The following is a 17,217-nucleotide window of genomic DNA, read 5'->3' as shown; positions in this document are numbered from 1 at the left end:
TTAATATAATTAATAGCTGCGTATCTCGATGCCGGCAAATATACTTACTCCTTTTATTATCAGCACCTTATCATTAGTTATGGTAGTGGTATGGCGCATGCGCTTATCATCAACACCGGCAAATATGGCCGACACATCAGATATTACATGCCAGTGCGGCGGAACGATCAGCTTTGTTGCACCAAAAACCTGGGTAACCTCTATCATTATATGGCCGTGTATATCCGCCTTGGTCAAATCTATCTCACTGCCGCCAAATATGTTTACGATCTCGCCTCCGCGAAAATCCTTTGACAAAACGATCTTGTCCACACCACCAAAAACGGCTGTAGCATCCAGTATATCATCACTGTAAACCTTCCCTTTTATGGTGAAGGGCTCATTAGGCGCTTCGGTTTTTGGCTGTTCTGCAGCGGCGGGTTGTTCAGGCTCGGGGCTTACACGGTAATCAGCAACAGGTTGGGGCGCAAATGGCGGCGGGGTTGATGCCGGCGTACCAAAATCAACCGGTTGTTTTTTGCTGCCGCGATTAAACTTATCCCACTCGGCAACATCGTGTTTATTGTTGCGGCGCAATATTATCCATATACCAAACACGATAAACGCTACGGGCCAAATTACGCCATCGCCATCTATGCTATAGCTATCAAGCGCTTCTTTAACCATAAAGGCTAAACCCAAACCCACCAGTACAAACCAGCTCGATTTTTGAAAATTACTGCGGGTACCTATGTACAGGCCCGGTGCTATTAACAACCATAGCGGCCAGCTAATTAGCCAATCCGGAAATAAAACTATATTTAGTTGTTGGATGAGCATCCCTACACCCAGCACCAACAAGATCACGCCGGCGATAGCCTTGCCGTTACGTGGTCCTCTTTTATATTCTATATTATTGCTCATGTTAGTTTTCTCTACAATTATTTGATGATATAAAACTACTATAACATTTATAACGTGCAAACATCTATTGGGTAGTATAAGGTAACAACTCGGTAAACACGGTTTTTTTAGCGGTGAAAATTCCTCCGCATAAAAATCGGCCATAAAAAAAGCGGCCGGTAATTAACCGGCCGCTGTATATTTCAGTTTGGATGATACTATTTCATCAGGTCGATAAAGTCATCGAACAGGTAACGCGAATCATGCGGGCCTGGTGATGATTCAGGGTGATATTGCACCGAGAACGCCTTTTTATCCTTCACACGGATACCTTCGATGGACTGATCGTTCAGGTTTACGTGCGTGATCTCCACTTTGTCCGAAGCGCGTACAGCTTCCTGCACTACACCAAAACCGTGGTTTTGTGAAGTAACCTCGCAATGATCTTTAATGATATTTTTTACCGGGTGGTTTAAGCCGCGGTGACCGTTAAACATTTTTTTAGTAGGGATATCATTAGCCAGCGCCAGCAACTGGTGACCCAGGCATATACCGAACATCGGTTTATCAGCAGCCAATATCTCCTTAACGGTATCAACCGCGTAAGGCATGGCTGATGGATCGCCGGGGCCGTTTGAAATAAAGTAACCTGTCGGGGCAAAATCCTTTTCCATTTCGGCAAAGCTGGTTTTTGCAGGATAAACCTTGGCGTAAACATCACGATCGGCAAAGTTGCGCAGTATGTTCTTTTTCACACCCAGGTCAAGCACGGCAACGCGGTAAGGCGCATCCTCTTTACCAAAGGTATAAGTTTCGGTGGTTGACACCTGCGATGAAAGCTCCAGACCATCCATTGATGGTACACCTGCCAGTTTGCTTTTCAACTCCTCAACGTCCAGTATCTCTGATGAGATGATGGCGTTCATGGCACCCTTATCGCGTATGTGGCGCACCAACTGGCGGGTATCAATATCTGATATACCTACAATGTTCTGCTCCTGAAAATAATCCTGAATAGACTCATCGGCCTGTTTGCGGCTGTAGGCAATGTTATAGTTTTTACAAACCAAACCTGCTATCTGTATCTTTCCTGATTCAACTTCCTCGTTGCTGATGCCATAGTTACCAATGTGGGCATTGGTGGTCACCATAATTTGCCCGAAGTAAGAAGGATCGGTAAAAATTTCCTGGTAGCCGGTCATACCGGTATTAAAACAGATCTCGCCGGTAGTGGTGCCGATCTTTCCGGCAGCTTTGCCATGAAAAACTGTACCGTCAGCCAGTAATAATACAGCCGGTAGTTTGGTGTAGTTGGTCATTATAAAATAAATTAAATGATTTAAAAACCCGGTTTGCCTGGTGCGACGCGCCGATAAAACTTATAGAATTAATGAAGTAAGGCACTTCCATTTTCACGCCGCAAAGATAGGGCAAAGCAGTGTAATTTTAAAGTATGTTTTTGCATTTTTTAATATTTGAATAATGGCTTGTTAACGCTGTATTAACCGCGCTCAAATTATGGCCAAATACTTGCAGGCCTTAACATTACATTCATTGTTTAAAAAGCGATGTACAATTCCATACCTTTGACATCAAAATCAGCTAATTCCATGTCTGTTAATAAAGAGATTAAACGCGTAACCACCCGCACCGTACAGGAGATGAAGATGCGGGGCGAAAAAGTATCAATGCTTACCGCTTACGATTATTCATTAGCTACCATAGTTGATGATGCCGGGGTTGATATTATACTGGTGGGCGATTCGGCCTCGAACGTAATGGCGGGCCATGAAACTACCCTGCCTATTACGCTCGACCAAATGATATACCATGCGGCATCAGTAGTGCGTGCGGCAAAACGGGCTTTGGTTATTGTCGACCTGCCTTTTGGCTCATACCAGGGCAACTCAAAGGAAGCGCTGAATTCAGCCATACGCATCATGAAGGAGTCGGGCGCGCACGGCGTAAAACTGGAGGGCGGCATTGAGATAGCCGAATCAGTTACCCGCATATTAGCCGCCGGCATACCGGTTATGGGCCACCTGGGCCTTACGCCGCAATCAATATACAAATTCGGCACCTACACGGTAAGGGCTAAGGAAGATGCTGAGGCGCAAAAACTGCGCGACGATTCGTTAACACTCCAGGAGCTTGGCTGCTTTGGCATAGTGCTTGAAAAAATACCGGCGTTGCTGGCTAAAGAAGTAACCGAAAGCCTGAGCATACCTACCGTAGGCATAGGCGCAGGCCAGCATTGTGATGGACAGGTATTAGTGATACATGACATGCTGGGCATTAATAAAGGCTTTAAGCCCCGCTTTTTACGCCAGTATGCCAGTTTGTATGATGTAATGAACGATGCTATTAAAAACTATGTGGCCGACGTAAAATCGGCAGATTTCCCGAACGAGAAGGAACAATATTAGGCAGTTAGTAGTTAGTAGTTAGTTCATAGTTGATGGTTCATAGTTCATCGTAAAACTTTGGGCTAAATACCATGAACCATCAACTATTAACCATGATCCATTTAAAACAAACATGAGCGAACCTATTACCGATAACGATATTTTATATGAGGATAATCACCTGATTGCCGTTAACAAACGCGCGGGTGATATTGTGCAGGTAGATGAAACCGGCGATGAGCCGCTGGACGAGAAGGTAAAGAAATACATCGCCCAAAAATACAATAAGCCTAACGGCGCGTTTTTAGGCGTAGTGCACCGGCTTGACAGGCCCGTTAGCGGCGTAATTCTGTTCGCCAAAACCAGCAAGGCTTTGGACAGGATGAACCAACTGTTTAAAACCCGCCAGATACGCAAAACCTATTACGCCGTGGTACGCAACAAACCCGAACCTGAGTATGGCGACCTGGTACACTGGCTGGTAAAAAACCAGCAAAAAAATGTGACCAAAGCCCACGGGCATGAGGTACCGGGCAGTATGCGCTCCGAACTGCATTACCGCCTGGCCGGCGAAGCCAATGGCTATTATCTGATCGAAGTAAACCCCATAACAGGCCGGCCGCACCAGATACGGGTGCAGCTATCAACCCTGAATTGCCCCATTGTAGGCGATAATAAATACGGTTATCCGCGCGGCAGCCTGCGCAGAAGCATCAGCCTGCATGCCCGTAAGTTGCAATTCATCCACCCGGTAAAAAACGAACCCGTGGAGATCAAAGCCCCGCTACCCAAGGATGGCTTTTGGGATAAGTTTGCACATTTAATGGAGTAGGTATTTGTTGATGCAATGAAACTTGAAAAAATCGACGTAAAGAATGAAAATTTTAATATCCCTGAATGGCATATTGAATTAGTACGCGAACGTATTGCCAATCAAGAACAGCCGGAAGATTTTGATACAGCTATGGACGATATTGAGAAAAAGTTGTAATCCCGTTAAAAAAATGCCCCGTTATTTGACGGGGCATTTTTTTTAACAATGTCGCTTACTTCAAACTCGCGATATCGATAACGAAACGGTAGCGAACATCATTTTTGATCATGCGTTCGTAGGCTTCGTTAATGTAGTCGATGTTGATCACTTCCACATCAGACACGATGCCGTGCTCGGCGCAGTAGTCAAGCATTTCCTGGGTTTCTTTGATGCCGCCTATCATGCTGCCTGCTATGCGGCGGCGTTTGCCGATCAGGTTAAAGGCTGATACCTGCGGTGCTTCCGGCGGAATGCCTACCAGCACCATGGTGCCATCAAGTTTCAGCATCTGCAGGTAAAAATTATACTCGTGCTGTGCCGAAATGGTGTTCAAAATAAAGTCGAAAGTACCGGCAACAGCTTTTACCTGTTCTTCATCCTTAGTTACTACAAAGTGGTGGGCACCCAATTTAAGCGCGTCTTCCTTTTTTGAGGCAGAGGTACTCAACACGGTAACCTCGGCACCTAATGATGCCGCGAACTTAACCGCCATATGGCCCAAGCCACCTAAACCAACAACGGCAACTTTGTGGTCTTTGCCAATTTTCCAGGTCATTAACGGCGAATAGGTAGTAATACCGGCACAAAGCAGCGGCGCTACACCTTCCAGTGGTAATTTGTCTGACACATGCAGGGCATATTGCTCATCTACAACGTATTGGTCAGAATAACCACCGTAAGTTGGGGCACCATCCTTATAAGTACCGTTATAGGTGAATGACAGGTGATTGTCGCAGTATTGCTCCTCACCGGCCTCGCAGCTTGGGCAGTGGCGGCACGAATCGACAAAGCAGCCTATGCCGGCAGTTTCGCCTACCTTAAACTTGGTAACGGCATCGCCAACCTTAACTACTTTGCCTACTATTTCATGGCCCGGCACCATCGGGAAAATTGATCCACCCCATTCATCACGTATCTGGTGCAGGTCAGAGTGGCAAACACCACAGTATAATATCTCTATCTGTATGTCATTCGGGCCTACCTCTTTACGGTCAAACTTAAAAGGAGCCAGCGGGGTACTTACTGCGGGAGCAGCGTACGCTTTTGTTGCAATCATAATATTGGTGGTATGTGTTTAGTAATCGCAACAAAAATATGGGCGTATGTTTTTATAAAAGATAATGGAAAAGTAATATTTACGTTTTTCAACAGCGGCAACGCTCAATTATTAATAACCAACAGCCGTTATATTTTTTTACTTTTGAAGGCATAATATACAATGAAGCGATCGGCCATATTATTCATAGCAGCATTTTTTGTGATCTCGTTGTACAACTCGTGCAAAAAGGATGACCCTACCAATATACGTAACCTGTTCACCGCCGGGCCATGGGAGCTTGCATCACTCCAGGTATTTAATTATATAGGTACCACCCAGGGCGAAACTGATACACTGAACCGCGATTGCGATGTAAAGCAGGTATTCCGTTTTAATGATGATAATACCTGCACCTATACTAATTACAGTTGTGTTGACCAAACCGCCACAGGTACATGGTCGTTATCAAGGGACAAGCTTTACCTTATATCAGAGATCACCTGCCAGGATACCACGGCAGCGGGGAGCATAAAGCCGTTCACCAACACCAAAATACTCAACCTTGGCCAGTACTCTATGGTACTGCAAACCGGCGACTTCCAGGAAACCAACCAGCCCAATAAAGTACGCAGGGTGGTACAATACAGCTTTATAAGGCAAAGAAATAACTAAGTATACCAAACAATTTGTTCAAAATTTTATATTTGACCATATTGTAGCACCAAAATACCCTGCACTTGAAAAAACGTATAGCTATTTTCGCCTCCGGATCAGGTTCAAATGCTCAAAAGATAATGGAGCATTTTAAACGGCACAGTGATGCCGAAGTAGCCATTATACTCACCAACAACCCGCAGGCTTACGTTTTGCAACGGGCTGATAATTTTGAGATACCATCCCATGTATTTAACCGCCAGGAGTTTTACGAAACTGATGATGTAATACGCCTGCTTAAAAACCTCAATATTGATATTATAGTACTGGCCGGTTTTTTATGGCTGGTACCGCAATCATTGTTAAAGGCATTCCCTAACAAGATCATCAACCTGCACCCGGCCCTGTTACCCAAATACGGCGGCAAAGGCATGTATGGCGATAATGTGCACAAAGCCATACTGGCGGCGGGCGAAGAAGAATCGGGCATTACCATCCATTTTGTGAACGAGCAGTTTGACGAGGGCGAGGTGATCCACCAATCACGCTTTAAAATTGAACCCGGCGATACCCTCGAAATAGTAAAATTCAAAGGCCAGCAACTGGAACACCACCATTTTCCGCGAGTGGTTGAGAATTTGCTGAAGAAGATGAAGAGCTGATTTGGTGAGTTGGGAGTGGTGAATAGTGAACTTTTAGGCCAGTAATGAGCCATGCACAATTTCATACACAACTAATTTGTTGCCATCAATTCTAAAAGCAATTACCCAATCATTAAAATGCGAGCAGGAATAATCGCTTTCCAAGAATACTTTGTGATTGCATAAAGTATATTGCACATTTGGTATAGCTAATTTTTTAATTGCTTCTTTGAACTTTAGGGCGTAACGGGCACCACTTCCTTTTGTGTTTTGTGATTCAACAAACCTTGCGATACTATCAATAGTACTTAAAGCTCTTTCAGAAATTATTGCCTTCAAAACTTTAATACCTATTTATCGTCTTCTGAATATTTAGAAAAAGCCTCATCAATATCAATGAATTTCTCATCCTTATGCTTCTCAAAATAATGCTCCCACTCAGCATTCGTTGCAGGCCTACCTATACCAAACGCTAAAGCCTTGGCATCAAGTTCAATAAAATCGGGCTGCATTTCGGCCTCCAAACCAAGTTCTTTAGCCAATTTTATAAGCAGATCGGTTTTGGTTTCCGAATCAGATTTTATGATTACAATGGTCATGACACTAAATTACTAAAACTTTTTAATACTGATTTAATTTTTGTTTGAGCGGATAACCTAATTAAGGCTGCTAATCACTACCTTTGCGGCTTAAAATTCGCAGTAGTACATGAGCAATCCCGTTCAAATAAAAAACGCTTTAATTTCAGTTTATTACAAGGATAATCTTGAGCCTATTATTCATGAGTTGAACAGGCTTGGGGTAACCATTTACTCAACCGGTGGTACCGAAACCTTTATTCGTAACCTTGGTGTTGATGTAGTAGCTGTTGAAGACCTTACATCTTACCCATCAATACTGGGCGGACGTGTAAAAACCTTGCATCCAAAGGTATTTGGTGGCATTTTAGCCCGCCGCAGCTTTGAAAGCGACGAACAGCAGCTTGCTCAGTACCAAATTCCGGAGCTTGACCTGGTGATTGTTGACCTGTACCCGTTTGAAGAAACCGTACAATCAGGCGCCGGGCAGGAAGATGTGATCGAGAAGATCGATATCGGTGGTATATCACTCATTCGCGCCGCGGCCAAAAACTTTAAGGATGTGGTTATCGTTGCCTCAAAAGATGATTACGGCACTTTGGAGAACATCCTGAAAACGCAGGACGGACAAACCAACATTGATCAGCGACGAGCTTTTGCCCGTAACGCGTTCAACATATCATCACACTATGATACCGCTATCTTCAATTATTTTAATGAAGAAGAACCGTTGCCGGTACTCAAACAAAGCATACAAAGCAGCCAGGTGCTGCGTTATGGCGAAAACCCGCATCAGCAGGGTACTTTTTACGGTAACCTTGATGCCATGTTCACTAAACTGCACGGCAAGGAGCTATCATACAACAACCTGGTTGATGTTGACGCCGCCGTTGCCCTTATTGATGAATTTACCGAGCCAACCATCGCCATACTAAAACACACCAACGCCTGCGGCGTAGCTTCCCGCTCATTTATTAAAGAGGCGTGGATTGATGCCCTGGCCTGCGACCCGGTATCGGCATTTGGCGGTGTAATTATCGCCAACGAGGAGATTGACGCGGCCACCGCCGAGGAGATCAGCAAAATATTTTATGAAGTACTGATAGCCCCTGCTTATACAGACGAGGCTGTGAGCATACTGCAATCAAAAAAGAACCGCATTATACTGGTTCGCCAGCGTACCGAACTACCTGTTAAACAGTTTAAAACACTGCTTAACGGTGTAATTGAGCAGGATAAGGACTCCGTTATTGAAGGCCCTGAGCAAATGAACGCGGTTACCAACCGCAAACCGACCGAGCAGGAGTTGAAAGACCTGTATTTTGCCAACAAAATTGTTAAGCACACCAAATCAAACACCATCGTATTTGCCAAAAACAACCAGTTAATGGCAAGCGGCGTGGGCCAAACCTCAAGGGTTGACTCATTGAGGCAGGCGGTGCTTAAAGCCAACAGTTTTGGCTTTGACCTTAACGGCGCGGTAATGGCATCTGATGCCTTTTTCCCCTTCCCGGATTGTGTGGAGCTGGCAGCCGAAGCAGGCATTACAGCGGTATTGCAACCGGGCGGTTCAATAAAAGATCAGGACTCGATAGACATGGCTAACCAGAAAGATATTTCAATGGTTACAACAGGTGTACGCCATTTTAAACATTAATTAACGTAACACAATAATCATCGTGATTTGACGCTATAAAGTACCACTAAATTAGTGTAGTTTTATATCCCGCAAATTATTTGAAGCATATAGCAAATGGGCCTGTTCAACTTTTTTACTCAAGAGATCGCCATAGATTTAGGTACAGCGAATACGCTGATCATACATAATGATAAAGTTGTTGTTGATGAACCATCAATAGTAGCTTTTGACCGTAAAACCAACAAGGTTATAGCCATTGGGCGCCAGGCCATGCAAATGGAGGGCAAAACCCACGATAACATACGCACCATACGCCCGCTAAAGGATGGCGTTATTGCCGACTTTGATGCCGCCGAGTACATGATACGCGGTATGATCAAGATGATCAATTCAGGCAAAGGCTGGTTCTTCCCGTCGCTGCGTATGGTTATCTGTATTCCATCGGGCATTACCGAGGTGGAGAAACGCGCCGTACACCAATCAGCCGAGCGTGCAGGCGCCAAAGAGGTTTACCTGATCCACGAGCCAATGGCAGCCGCCGTAGGTATCGGTATTGACGTTGAGGAGCCGATGGGCAACATGATCATTGATATCGGCGGCGGTACTACCGAGATCGCCGTTATCGCCCTTTCAGGTATCGTGTGCGACCAATCTATCCGTGTAGCCGGTGATAATTTTGATGCTGATATTGTACAGTACATCCGTCGCCAGCACAACATCATGATTGGTGAGCGTACTGCCGAAAAGATCAAAATTGAAGTTGGCGCGGCATTGCCTGAGCTAACCGACCCTCCGGGCGACTTTGCCGTACAGGGCCGTGACCTGATGACCGGCGTGCCGAAACAGATCATGGTATCATACACCGAGATAGCGCATTGCCTTGATAAATCAATATCAAAAATTGAAGAAGCTATTTTAAAGGCATTGGAGATCACCCCTCCCGAGCTTTCGGCTGATATTTACCAAACAGGTATTTACCTTACCGGTGGTGGCGCGTTACTGCGCGGTTTAGATAAGCGTGTGGCCGCTAAAACCAAGCTGCCTGTACACGTAGCCGAAGATCCGCTGCGTGCCGTAGTACGCGGTACAGGTACCGCCCTTAAAAACATAGGTAACTTTAAGTTTTTAATGCAATAGTTTTGTGGTGATTAGTAATCGGAGGTTAGTGATTAGTTTATTGGAATGATACTTATCACTAACCTCTAATCACCAATCACTGATCTCTAATTTCTAATATCTCAAATCTATAAAGAATGCGTAATCTGCTGATATTTATCACCAAGTATAGCGCATTTTTCCTGTTTCTGATATTTGAAGCTATTGCGCTGTACATCTTTATCAATTATAACGATTTTCAGCGTGCGTCATTCATCAATACCAGCAACGAGGTTACGGGCAACCTGTACCGTAACATCAGCAATGTAAATGATTATCTGAAACTTAAGGAGATCAATGATAGCCTTGCCCGGCAAAACGCCCTTCTGCGTAATCAATTGATGTCGTCTCTATATGTTGACACCGCCGGGCGCAAAAAAATAAACGATTCCGTTTACAAGCAACAATACACCTACATTGAGGCCCGCGTTATTAATAATTCGGTAAACAAGCGCATGAATTACATTACCATCAACAAAGGCAGCCTTAACGGCATTGCTAAGGGTATGGGTGTAATTGCCGATGGCGGTGTAGTGGGCATTGTAATGCAGGCATCACCTCATTTTTCGGTAATACGTTCGCTGCTGCATAAGGATACACGTATCAGCGCCATGTTAGCCAACTCAAAAGAGGGCGGCTCATTTATGTGGGCCGAAGATATGGACCCGCATAAAGGCCTGCTGTATGATGTGGCCAACAGCGCCCAGCCTCACCTTGGCGATACTGTAGTTACCGATCAGCATTCGCTGTTCCCGATAGGTGTACAGTTGGGCAGGGTAAGTAATCTTAAACCCAAAACAGGCGGCTTTTTTCTTAATATGGAAGTTAAGCTGTCGGTTGATTTTAGTAAGCTGGAATATGTTTACGTGATCAACAATAAATTCGCGCAGGAGCAACAGGGACTGGAGGCCCTGCAAAAAACAAATGAGTAGGGTATTATTTGCAAATTTCATCCGCTTTGTGGTGCTGGTGTTCATCCAGGCATTTTTGCTCAAAAACGTTACTGTTTACGATCTGGCAGTGCCGTACCCATACATCCTGTTTGTGATGCTGCTGCCGTTTGAAACGCCAAACATCGTGCTCTTTCCGCTGGCTTTTTTAATGGGTTTAAGTATTGATGCCTTTTATGATACTCCGGGCTTACATGCCGCGGCTACTGTACTGCTTGCTATGGTGCGCGTGCTGTTCATCAGCATAACCGTACAAAAGGATAGCTTTGATAACGAGCCCGAACCTACGCTGGGCAGCATGGGTTTCAGGTGGTTCTTCACCTACTCTGCCATACTTACGCTGGTACATCATTTCTTTTTGTTCAACCTCGAGGTTTTTCGCTTGTCAGAGATGGAGTATACACTAAGCCGCTTTTTAATGAGTTCTGTATTTACAATACTTTTGATGTTAATTACCGGTTTATTATTTTTCAGGAAGAAAAGGGCGTAAATGAACAATTTTTTTGAACGCAGGTATGTAATAGCGGCAATATTTATAACCTTTATGGTTATACTGCTTGGCCGTTTGTTTTATATACAGATTGTTGACGATCGCTACCTGTACTTTGCCAATAATAACGTTATCCGTAAAAAGGTACTGTTCCCGGCCCGCGGACCCATACTTGACCGTAAGGGAAAAATACTGGTACAAAACGAACCGGTATACGATCTGATGGTCATCCCCAAACAGGTACAACCTTTTGATACCGTTGAGTTTTGTAAGCTGATTGGTATTGATATAGAAGGCTTCCACAAACGTTTTGAAAAAGCCAAAGGCCACTCATTGTATCTGGCATCAATATTTGAAAAACAAATGTCGGTATCGTTATACCGATCATTACAGGAAAAGCTTTCAGATTTTCCCGGCTTTTACGGGCAATTACGCTCGGTGCGTAGCTACCCTGATTCGGCTGCCGCGCAATTTTTGGGTTATACCGGTGAGGTTAGGGATAAGGATATTGAAAAATCGGGCGGCTACTATCGCCTGGGCGATTACATCGGTATTACCGGTGTTGAAAAGGCTTATGAGGATGTGCTACGCGGTCAGCGAGGCGTGGAGAACCAGATGGTTGACTCACGCAACGTACCCAAAGGCCGTTATGCTAACGGTGCTTATGATACAGCCGCCGTTGCCGGTGAAAGGCTGATATCATCGCTCGATCTGAAAATTCAGAAACTCGGCGAAAAGCTGATGCGCAACAAAGTTGGCAGCATTGTAGCCATCGAGCCATCAACCGGGGAGATACTGGCTTTTGTGAGCAGCCCTACTTACGACCCTAACATGATGGTTGGCCGCGAGCGTGGCAACAACATGGCCCGCATGTATTTAGACCCTTACAACCCCCTGCTGATACGCCCCATACAGGCTTACTACCCGCCGGGCTCGTCATTTAAACCGCTGGATGGGTTGATCGCCTTACAGGAAGGTATCATCAACCCCCAAACCACCTACTTTTGTCCGCATTATTATATGGCAGGTAACCACCGTGTAGGTTGCGAGCACTTTGATGGTGTTACCGATCTGCGCAAGGCCATAGCCATGTCATGCAATACCTATTTCTGTAACGTGTTTGACAGGCTGATCAGCCGCAACGGCCCTAAACGCACCCGCCAAACTTTTATTGACTGGAAAGCCAAGGTAAACAAGTTTGGTTTTGGTGTGAGGCTGGATGTGGACTTACCGAACGAAAAGAAAGGTAACGTACCCGCCCCAGAGCGTTACGATAAAATATTTGGTGAAAACCGCTGGCGTTCAAGCTCCATCATATCCCTGGCCATTGGGCAGGGTGAGTTGTTAGCCACGCCGCTGCAGTTAGCTAATATTGAATGTACCATTGCCAACCGTGGCTTTTACTACCGCCCGCACCTGATCAAGGCCATTGGTGATAAACAGATCACCAAAAAGGAATATACCGAACGCAATTATGTTGGGGTTGACCAGCAGTATTTTGAGCCCGTGATAGATGGCATGCAGCAAGTGGTTGAACACGGTACGGCTGCCGGGGCGCGTATACCGGGTATTGTAATGTGCGGTAAAACAGGCACCGTACAAAACCCGCATGGCAAAAACCACTCTATTTTTGTGGCCTTCGCGCCAAGGGATACCCCCAAAATTGCCATTGCCGTAGTGGTTGAAAATGCGGGTTTCGGATCATCATGGGCGGCACCTATTGCCAGCTACCTGGTTGAGGAGTACCTGCGCGATACCATTACCAAGCCTAAAGCACAGGTTGAATATATTATGAATGCCAACCTGCTGCCGCCGCCAAAAGGCAGCAAGTTAAAGGAAGCTAAACCAACCAAAGCTGATAGCCTGAAAAAAGCGAAAACCGATAGCGCCAACAAACCGCAGCCTGTTTTAAAGGCCGCCAAACGCAAGGCTAAAAAGCAACCTTCGGCAGTTTATTACGCTAACCAACCCATAGCGAGGAGGAATGATGAGCAGTAACGAGCGCGGCTTTTTCCGTAATATTGATTGGATAACCATACTGCTATATCTGTGCCTGTGTACCATAGGCTGGTTTAATATACATGCCGCTGTTTATGACGAGGAGCACCGCAGCATGATTGACCTTAGCACTAACTATGGTAAGCAATTCATATTCATCATCGTATCGCTGGTAATGGCCATGATCATTTTACTGCTTGATTACCGCTTTTTTAGCGCGCTGGCACCGCCTATTTATATTGTTACCGTGCTGCTGCTTATACTGGTGCTGGTTATAGGCCGCAATGTGGGCGGTAACCAGGCCTGGATACCGCTTGGCGGCGGCTTCAGGCTGCAACCCTCGGAGTTTGCTAAGCTGGCCACGGTACTGGTACTGGCCAAATACCTGAGCGGTACTAATATCAAGATAACCGATACCGAATCATTTTTTATAACTGCGGGCATTATTATACTGCCTATGGCACTTATTATGCTGCAGCCCGATACAGGCTCAACCCTGGTATTTTGTTCGCTTATATTTGTGCTCTATCGCGAGGGTTTGTCACCATACTTTTTAATTATCATCGCGCTCTCAATAACGCTGTTCGTTTTGTCCCTGCTGGTAAACCCGTGGCTGCTGGTGGCCGGTATTGCAGTGGTTGGCGCACTGCTGGTATTTTTTAACCTGCGTAACCGTAAATTCATTTTTGGCTTACTGGTATGGATAGTTGGCTCGTTAGGCTTTGTAATGGCTGTAAAACCATTGTACAGCAATGTACTGCAGGATCACCAGCGTGCCCGTATCGATGAAATGCTGGGCATCACCTTTGATCCGCGCGGAGCAGGTTATAACGTTAATCAATCAAAAATAGCCATCGGCTCCGGCCAGTTATGGGGCAAGGGTTATTTACAGGGCACGCAAACCAAATACTCTTTTGTACCCGAACAAAGTACCGACTTTATTTTTTGCACCGTTGGCGAGGAATGGGGCTTTGTAGGCTCAACCGTAGTTATCGGGTTGTACCTGTTTTTGTTATTGCGGATAATTCAGATAGCCGAGCGGCAGCATATGGCTTTCTCACGCATATACGGTTACGGGGTAGCGTCCATTATCTTTTTCCACGTGCTCATCAACATCGCCATGACCATCGGCATTATGCCGGTTATCGGCATCCCGCTGCCATTTATCAGTTACGGGGGATCATCCCTGATAAGCTTTACGGCGCTGTTGTTTATTTTGCTGAAGCTGGATTCAAACAGAACGGGGTATACGTATTAATTAAGAAAGTTCTGTTGATGCTATAGAGAGAAATCTCTACGCGTTCAACCACTCCTAAATCCTCCCAAAGGGGAGGACTTTAATAAACCCGTCATTGCGAGGTACGAAGCAATCCCCAAGCGATTTGTTTGAAGATCGTCCTAAAGAGATTGCTTCGTACCTCGCAATGACGCTTTAAAAAAAGAGCGTAGGCCTGACAGAAAACCGGGCCGGGAGTATAGCCTTGTGGTTTTTCTGCCTTGATGTTTAGTTACTTTCGCACCAAGGGCATTAACTGGCCTCTGCGGCCAAGAGCAGACTGACGATAATATAAAGCTACAGTCATTTCGATTAGTATACCCTTTGATAAAGTACAGCATCTTCATTACCTACCCTCAACTTCTTTTGTGCAGACAAAAAAAGCAAAAGCTGCCGGCTACGCCCTGCCCGGTGAAAGGTTGTGCTTTGGCAGGGCTTGTGCTACTCCGGGCATTCCTGATGCCGGTAATGTAGAGTATTTACGGTTAGCGATTTTAAAATTTAGCTTTTTTATCATCACATCCTTGCGTGGCACGAAGCACCCCCCGAGTGATTTGCTTAAAGAGATTAGCTTGTTACTCATTCGATGTGCTTTTTATACCTCTTACCAACTACAATTACGCTTCAATAACAAAAGCCCTCATTATCCCCGACGGCAACGGCGGCGTTAACTTATTCCAGTATTGTTTTGTTGTTTGCCATGTAGATAAAACAACGCCCGATGGGATGCACTTGTTTTTAATGTGACCCCGCTGAGGTTCGAACTCAGTACCCACAAACGTTAACAATAGCAGTATTTATATGGATTACTAAAATCAGCTTTTAAACTATTTCAAGCTATATATATCCTCGCTTTTAATATAGTCCTTACGGCTGATGGAGTATAAAACGTTTCCGTTGTCGGCTATGATAAGGCCAATACTTTCATTACGTGCAACCGGAAAGTGAACTTGGTACCCACGGCCATCGTCCAGCTTTATACCGTAGGTTTCAACGCCATTTTTAATACTGACAGAGTTTTGGGTATAGCTATATGTTTTAGCCTTATTAGTGCTATCAGTTATGGTAAATTTCTTGGGTTCAAAGGTAATCTGTACTTTATCACCGGCAGGACTCATGCCTTTCCACTTACCCTGATAAGTGTCTGATCCGCTGCAACCGATCATTAACAATACAATAAACCCAAATACGGATAATGCGATATTTTTCATTTTACTATTATGTGTAAGGTTAGGAATTAATTAAGCATACCGCCTTTTCAGCAGCGCATAAAACTTTTCGGCAGTGGCGGGTTTACTTTGCCAGTTATTTTTGGTTACGTAGTTGGTGGTTAAAAAGCGTTCGGCTTCGGCAAAGCTGTTAAAGCGGTTAAGTATATCAATGGCTTCGCTGTAGGCCAGGCTGTAGCCGTTAAATAAGTCCTGCACGTAAAGCAGTTTATCGTTCAGTGTAATGGCGCCTTTCAGGTCGCTTACGGGTGCCGCAACCGGCGTGCTTTTCTCCGCCATCTGTACCGATATACGCTGGTTTATAGTAAATACCTGTTCATCCTTTTTATCATCAACCGCTATGGTTTGGGCAATAACTACAGGGGGTATTTCCGGCTGTGCCGGTTTTACCGGTTCCAGCTCAACGGCAACAGGCTTTGCAGGCGGCTCGGGAATGAATACCGGCGTTTCAGGCTCAGCTTCCGGTTCGTCGGCCTCTACCTCTATCACATCTTCCTCCTCAAATAGTTCGGGTTCATCAACCTGCTGCTCCTCTTCTTCCCAACTGTCGTCAGTATCATCTATTACCAGTTCATGGCGTATTGTACCGTCGGCATCAATGGTGGTATGGTCATCGGGGCGGGTTGGCTCTTCATCCTCTATGTATTCAACAGGTTTGGGCGTATCCTTCAGTTCGTTGGTTACTACCGGCCTTAGTTGCTGTACCACCGGTTCAAAAAACTTTTGCTCATGCACCTCGGCAGGTTTTACAGCAGCGGGCTGTTCAATAACCGGCTTAGGCACTTCGGGTTCAGCTTCGGTAGCAGGCTCCGGCTCGATGATCTCCGGCGCTGTAATTTCGGGCTCTGCTAATGGCGCGGGTGTATCCGGTAAAAATTCTGCGGCCTTTGGCGGTTCAATTTTTTCAAAAGCAGGCAAATCAGCTTTGGGGGCAATATCCGGCGCGGGTAAAAAAACAGGCTCAGGTACTTCAATCTGGTGTTCTATATTTACCCGGAAGGTTTCGGGTTGCGGCAAGGCCGGTCTGTCGGCAACTGCCTGGGCGTTTATTTTACGTAGAATATCGGCGTGATCCATCAAAAAATGGGCATTGGCCACAAAAAGCTCCAGTTCAAGCTCGTTAAGTTGTGAAGTATCTTTTTTCAGGTAATCGTATTGTTCGGTTAGTTCGTTTAATATGGCGCCTATCTTGTTAAATACATCCTGTTGCTTCATAGCTTGTTATAATAATATCTATCAAAAATAACA

General features: G+C 45.3%; 19 protein-coding genes. 11 read left to right on the top strand and 8 right to left on the bottom strand.

Going from position 1 to position 17,217, the window contains the following annotated elements; translation table 11 throughout:
- Positions 1–9: 9 nt before the first annotated feature.
- Both LJ707_RS07370 and carA read right to left on the bottom strand, forming a co-directional pair.
- On the bottom strand, positions 10–903 hold the full coding sequence (locus LJ707_RS07370; RefSeq protein WP_228950166.1) for a LiaF domain-containing protein: 894 nt from the start codon (positions 901–903) through the stop codon (positions 10–12).
- Positions 904–1,100: 197 nt separating this feature from the next.
- Positions 1,101–2,201, bottom strand: a complete 1,101-nt coding sequence (carA, locus tag LJ707_RS07365; protein ID WP_228950165.1) for a glutamine-hydrolyzing carbamoyl-phosphate synthase small subunit — start codon at positions 2,199–2,201, stop codon at positions 1,101–1,103.
- Positions 2,202–2,492: 291 nt separating this feature from the next.
- Between carA and panB the strand changes: the two genes are divergently transcribed.
- The 3 genes from panB (at position 2,493) to LJ707_RS07350 (ending at position 4,278) form a co-directional block, all read left to right on the top strand.
- Complete coding sequence (gene panB, locus LJ707_RS07360; RefSeq protein WP_228950164.1) at positions 2,493–3,308, top strand: 3-methyl-2-oxobutanoate hydroxymethyltransferase; 816 nt, start codon at positions 2,493–2,495, stop codon at positions 3,306–3,308.
- A 112-nt stretch (positions 3,309–3,420) separates the two neighbouring features.
- The gene (locus tag LJ707_RS07355; protein WP_228950163.1) at positions 3,421–4,119 is read left to right on the top strand and encodes an RluA family pseudouridine synthase; all 699 of its coding nucleotides are present in this window, start codon (positions 3,421–3,423) and stop codon (positions 4,117–4,119) included.
- Positions 4,120–4,134: 15 nt separating this feature from the next.
- A complete protein-coding gene (locus LJ707_RS07350; protein WP_228950162.1) occupies positions 4,135–4,278 on the top strand; it encodes a hypothetical protein in 144 nt (47 codons plus the stop codon).
- A 55-nt stretch (positions 4,279–4,333) separates the two neighbouring features.
- On the opposite strand, the gene LJ707_RS07345 is transcribed toward LJ707_RS07350, so the two are convergent.
- Entirely contained in the window at positions 4,334–5,377 is a 1,044-nt protein-coding gene (locus LJ707_RS07345) for an NAD(P)-dependent alcohol dehydrogenase (RefSeq protein ID WP_228950161.1), read from the bottom strand.
- Positions 5,378–5,539: 162 nt separating this feature from the next.
- Here LJ707_RS07345 and LJ707_RS07340 point away from each other — a divergent pair, with 162 nt between their 5' ends.
- Positions 5,540–6,031, top strand: a complete 492-nt coding sequence (locus LJ707_RS07340; RefSeq protein WP_228950160.1) for a hypothetical protein — start codon at positions 5,540–5,542, stop codon at positions 6,029–6,031.
- Between the two features lie 65 nt (positions 6,032–6,096).
- A complete protein-coding gene (gene purN / locus LJ707_RS07335; protein ID WP_228950159.1) occupies positions 6,097–6,675 on the top strand; it encodes a phosphoribosylglycinamide formyltransferase in 579 nt (192 codons plus the stop codon).
- Between the two features lie 33 nt (positions 6,676–6,708).
- Here the strand turns inward: purN and LJ707_RS07330 are convergent, their stop codons facing one another.
- On the bottom strand, positions 6,709–6,993 hold the full coding sequence (locus LJ707_RS07330) for a type II toxin-antitoxin system RelE/ParE family toxin (protein WP_228950158.1): 285 nt from the start codon (positions 6,991–6,993) through the stop codon (positions 6,709–6,711).
- 11 nt (positions 6,994–7,004) lie between these two features.
- Complete coding sequence (locus LJ707_RS07325; protein WP_228950157.1) at positions 7,005–7,253, bottom strand: hypothetical protein; 249 nt, start codon at positions 7,251–7,253, stop codon at positions 7,005–7,007.
- Positions 7,254–7,362: 109 nt separating this feature from the next.
- On the opposite strand from LJ707_RS07325, the gene purH reads away from it, so the two are divergent.
- From purH to rodA, 6 genes are all read left to right on the top strand, one after another.
- Positions 7,363–8,889 (top strand): bifunctional phosphoribosylaminoimidazolecarboxamide formyltransferase/IMP cyclohydrolase, encoded by a 1,527-nt coding sequence (gene purH / locus LJ707_RS07320; RefSeq protein ID WP_228950156.1) that lies wholly within the window; start codon positions 7,363–7,365, stop codon positions 8,887–8,889.
- 96 nt (positions 8,890–8,985) lie between these two features.
- Positions 8,986–10,008: a rod shape-determining protein gene (locus LJ707_RS07315; protein ID WP_194100907.1), complete on the top strand. Its 1,023-nt coding sequence runs from the start codon at positions 8,986–8,988 to the stop codon at positions 10,006–10,008.
- Positions 10,009–10,124: 116 nt separating this feature from the next.
- Positions 10,125–10,958, top strand: a complete 834-nt coding sequence (gene mreC / locus LJ707_RS07310; protein ID WP_228950155.1) for a rod shape-determining protein MreC — start codon at positions 10,125–10,127, stop codon at positions 10,956–10,958.
- On the top strand, positions 10,951–11,466 hold the full coding sequence (locus LJ707_RS07305; protein ID WP_228950154.1) for a rod shape-determining protein MreD: 516 nt from the start codon (positions 10,951–10,953) through the stop codon (positions 11,464–11,466). Before mreC ends, LJ707_RS07305 begins: the two co-directional genes overlap by 8 nt.
- Entirely contained in the window at positions 11,467–13,464 is a 1,998-nt protein-coding gene (mrdA, locus tag LJ707_RS07300; protein WP_228950153.1) for a penicillin-binding protein 2, read from the top strand.
- On the top strand, positions 13,451–14,722 hold the full coding sequence (rodA, locus tag LJ707_RS07295) for a rod shape-determining protein RodA (RefSeq protein WP_228950152.1): 1,272 nt from the start codon (positions 13,451–13,453) through the stop codon (positions 14,720–14,722). Before mrdA ends, rodA begins: the two co-directional genes overlap by 14 nt.
- Before the next feature lie 415 nt (positions 14,723–15,137).
- On the opposite strand, the gene LJ707_RS07290 is transcribed toward rodA, so the two are convergent.
- The 3 genes from LJ707_RS07290 to LJ707_RS07280 all read right to left on the bottom strand — a co-directional run bounded on the left by LJ707_RS07290 (position 15,138) and on the right by LJ707_RS07280 (position 17,184).
- Positions 15,138–15,323 carry a hypothetical protein gene (locus tag LJ707_RS07290; RefSeq protein WP_228950151.1) on the bottom strand — a complete coding sequence of 62 codons (186 nt, stop codon included), beginning with the start codon at positions 15,321–15,323 and terminating at the stop codon, positions 15,138–15,140.
- 244 nt (positions 15,324–15,567) lie between these two features.
- On the bottom strand, positions 15,568–15,951 hold the full coding sequence (locus LJ707_RS07285) for a hypothetical protein (protein WP_228950150.1): 384 nt from the start codon (positions 15,949–15,951) through the stop codon (positions 15,568–15,570).
- A gap of 30 nt (positions 15,952–15,981) precedes the next feature.
- Complete coding sequence (locus tag LJ707_RS07280; RefSeq protein ID WP_228950149.1) at positions 15,982–17,184, bottom strand: hypothetical protein; 1,203 nt, start codon at positions 17,182–17,184, stop codon at positions 15,982–15,984.
- Positions 17,185–17,217 lie beyond the last annotated feature (33 nt).

Origin of the sequence: Mucilaginibacter sp. UR6-1 (genome assembly GCF_020880975.1) — a bacterium.
Classification (GTDB): domain Bacteria; phylum Bacteroidota; class Bacteroidia; order Sphingobacteriales; family Sphingobacteriaceae; genus Mucilaginibacter.
Note: the sequence above shows the minus strand (reverse complement) of the source record. Positions and strands in the feature narration are given on the sequence as shown.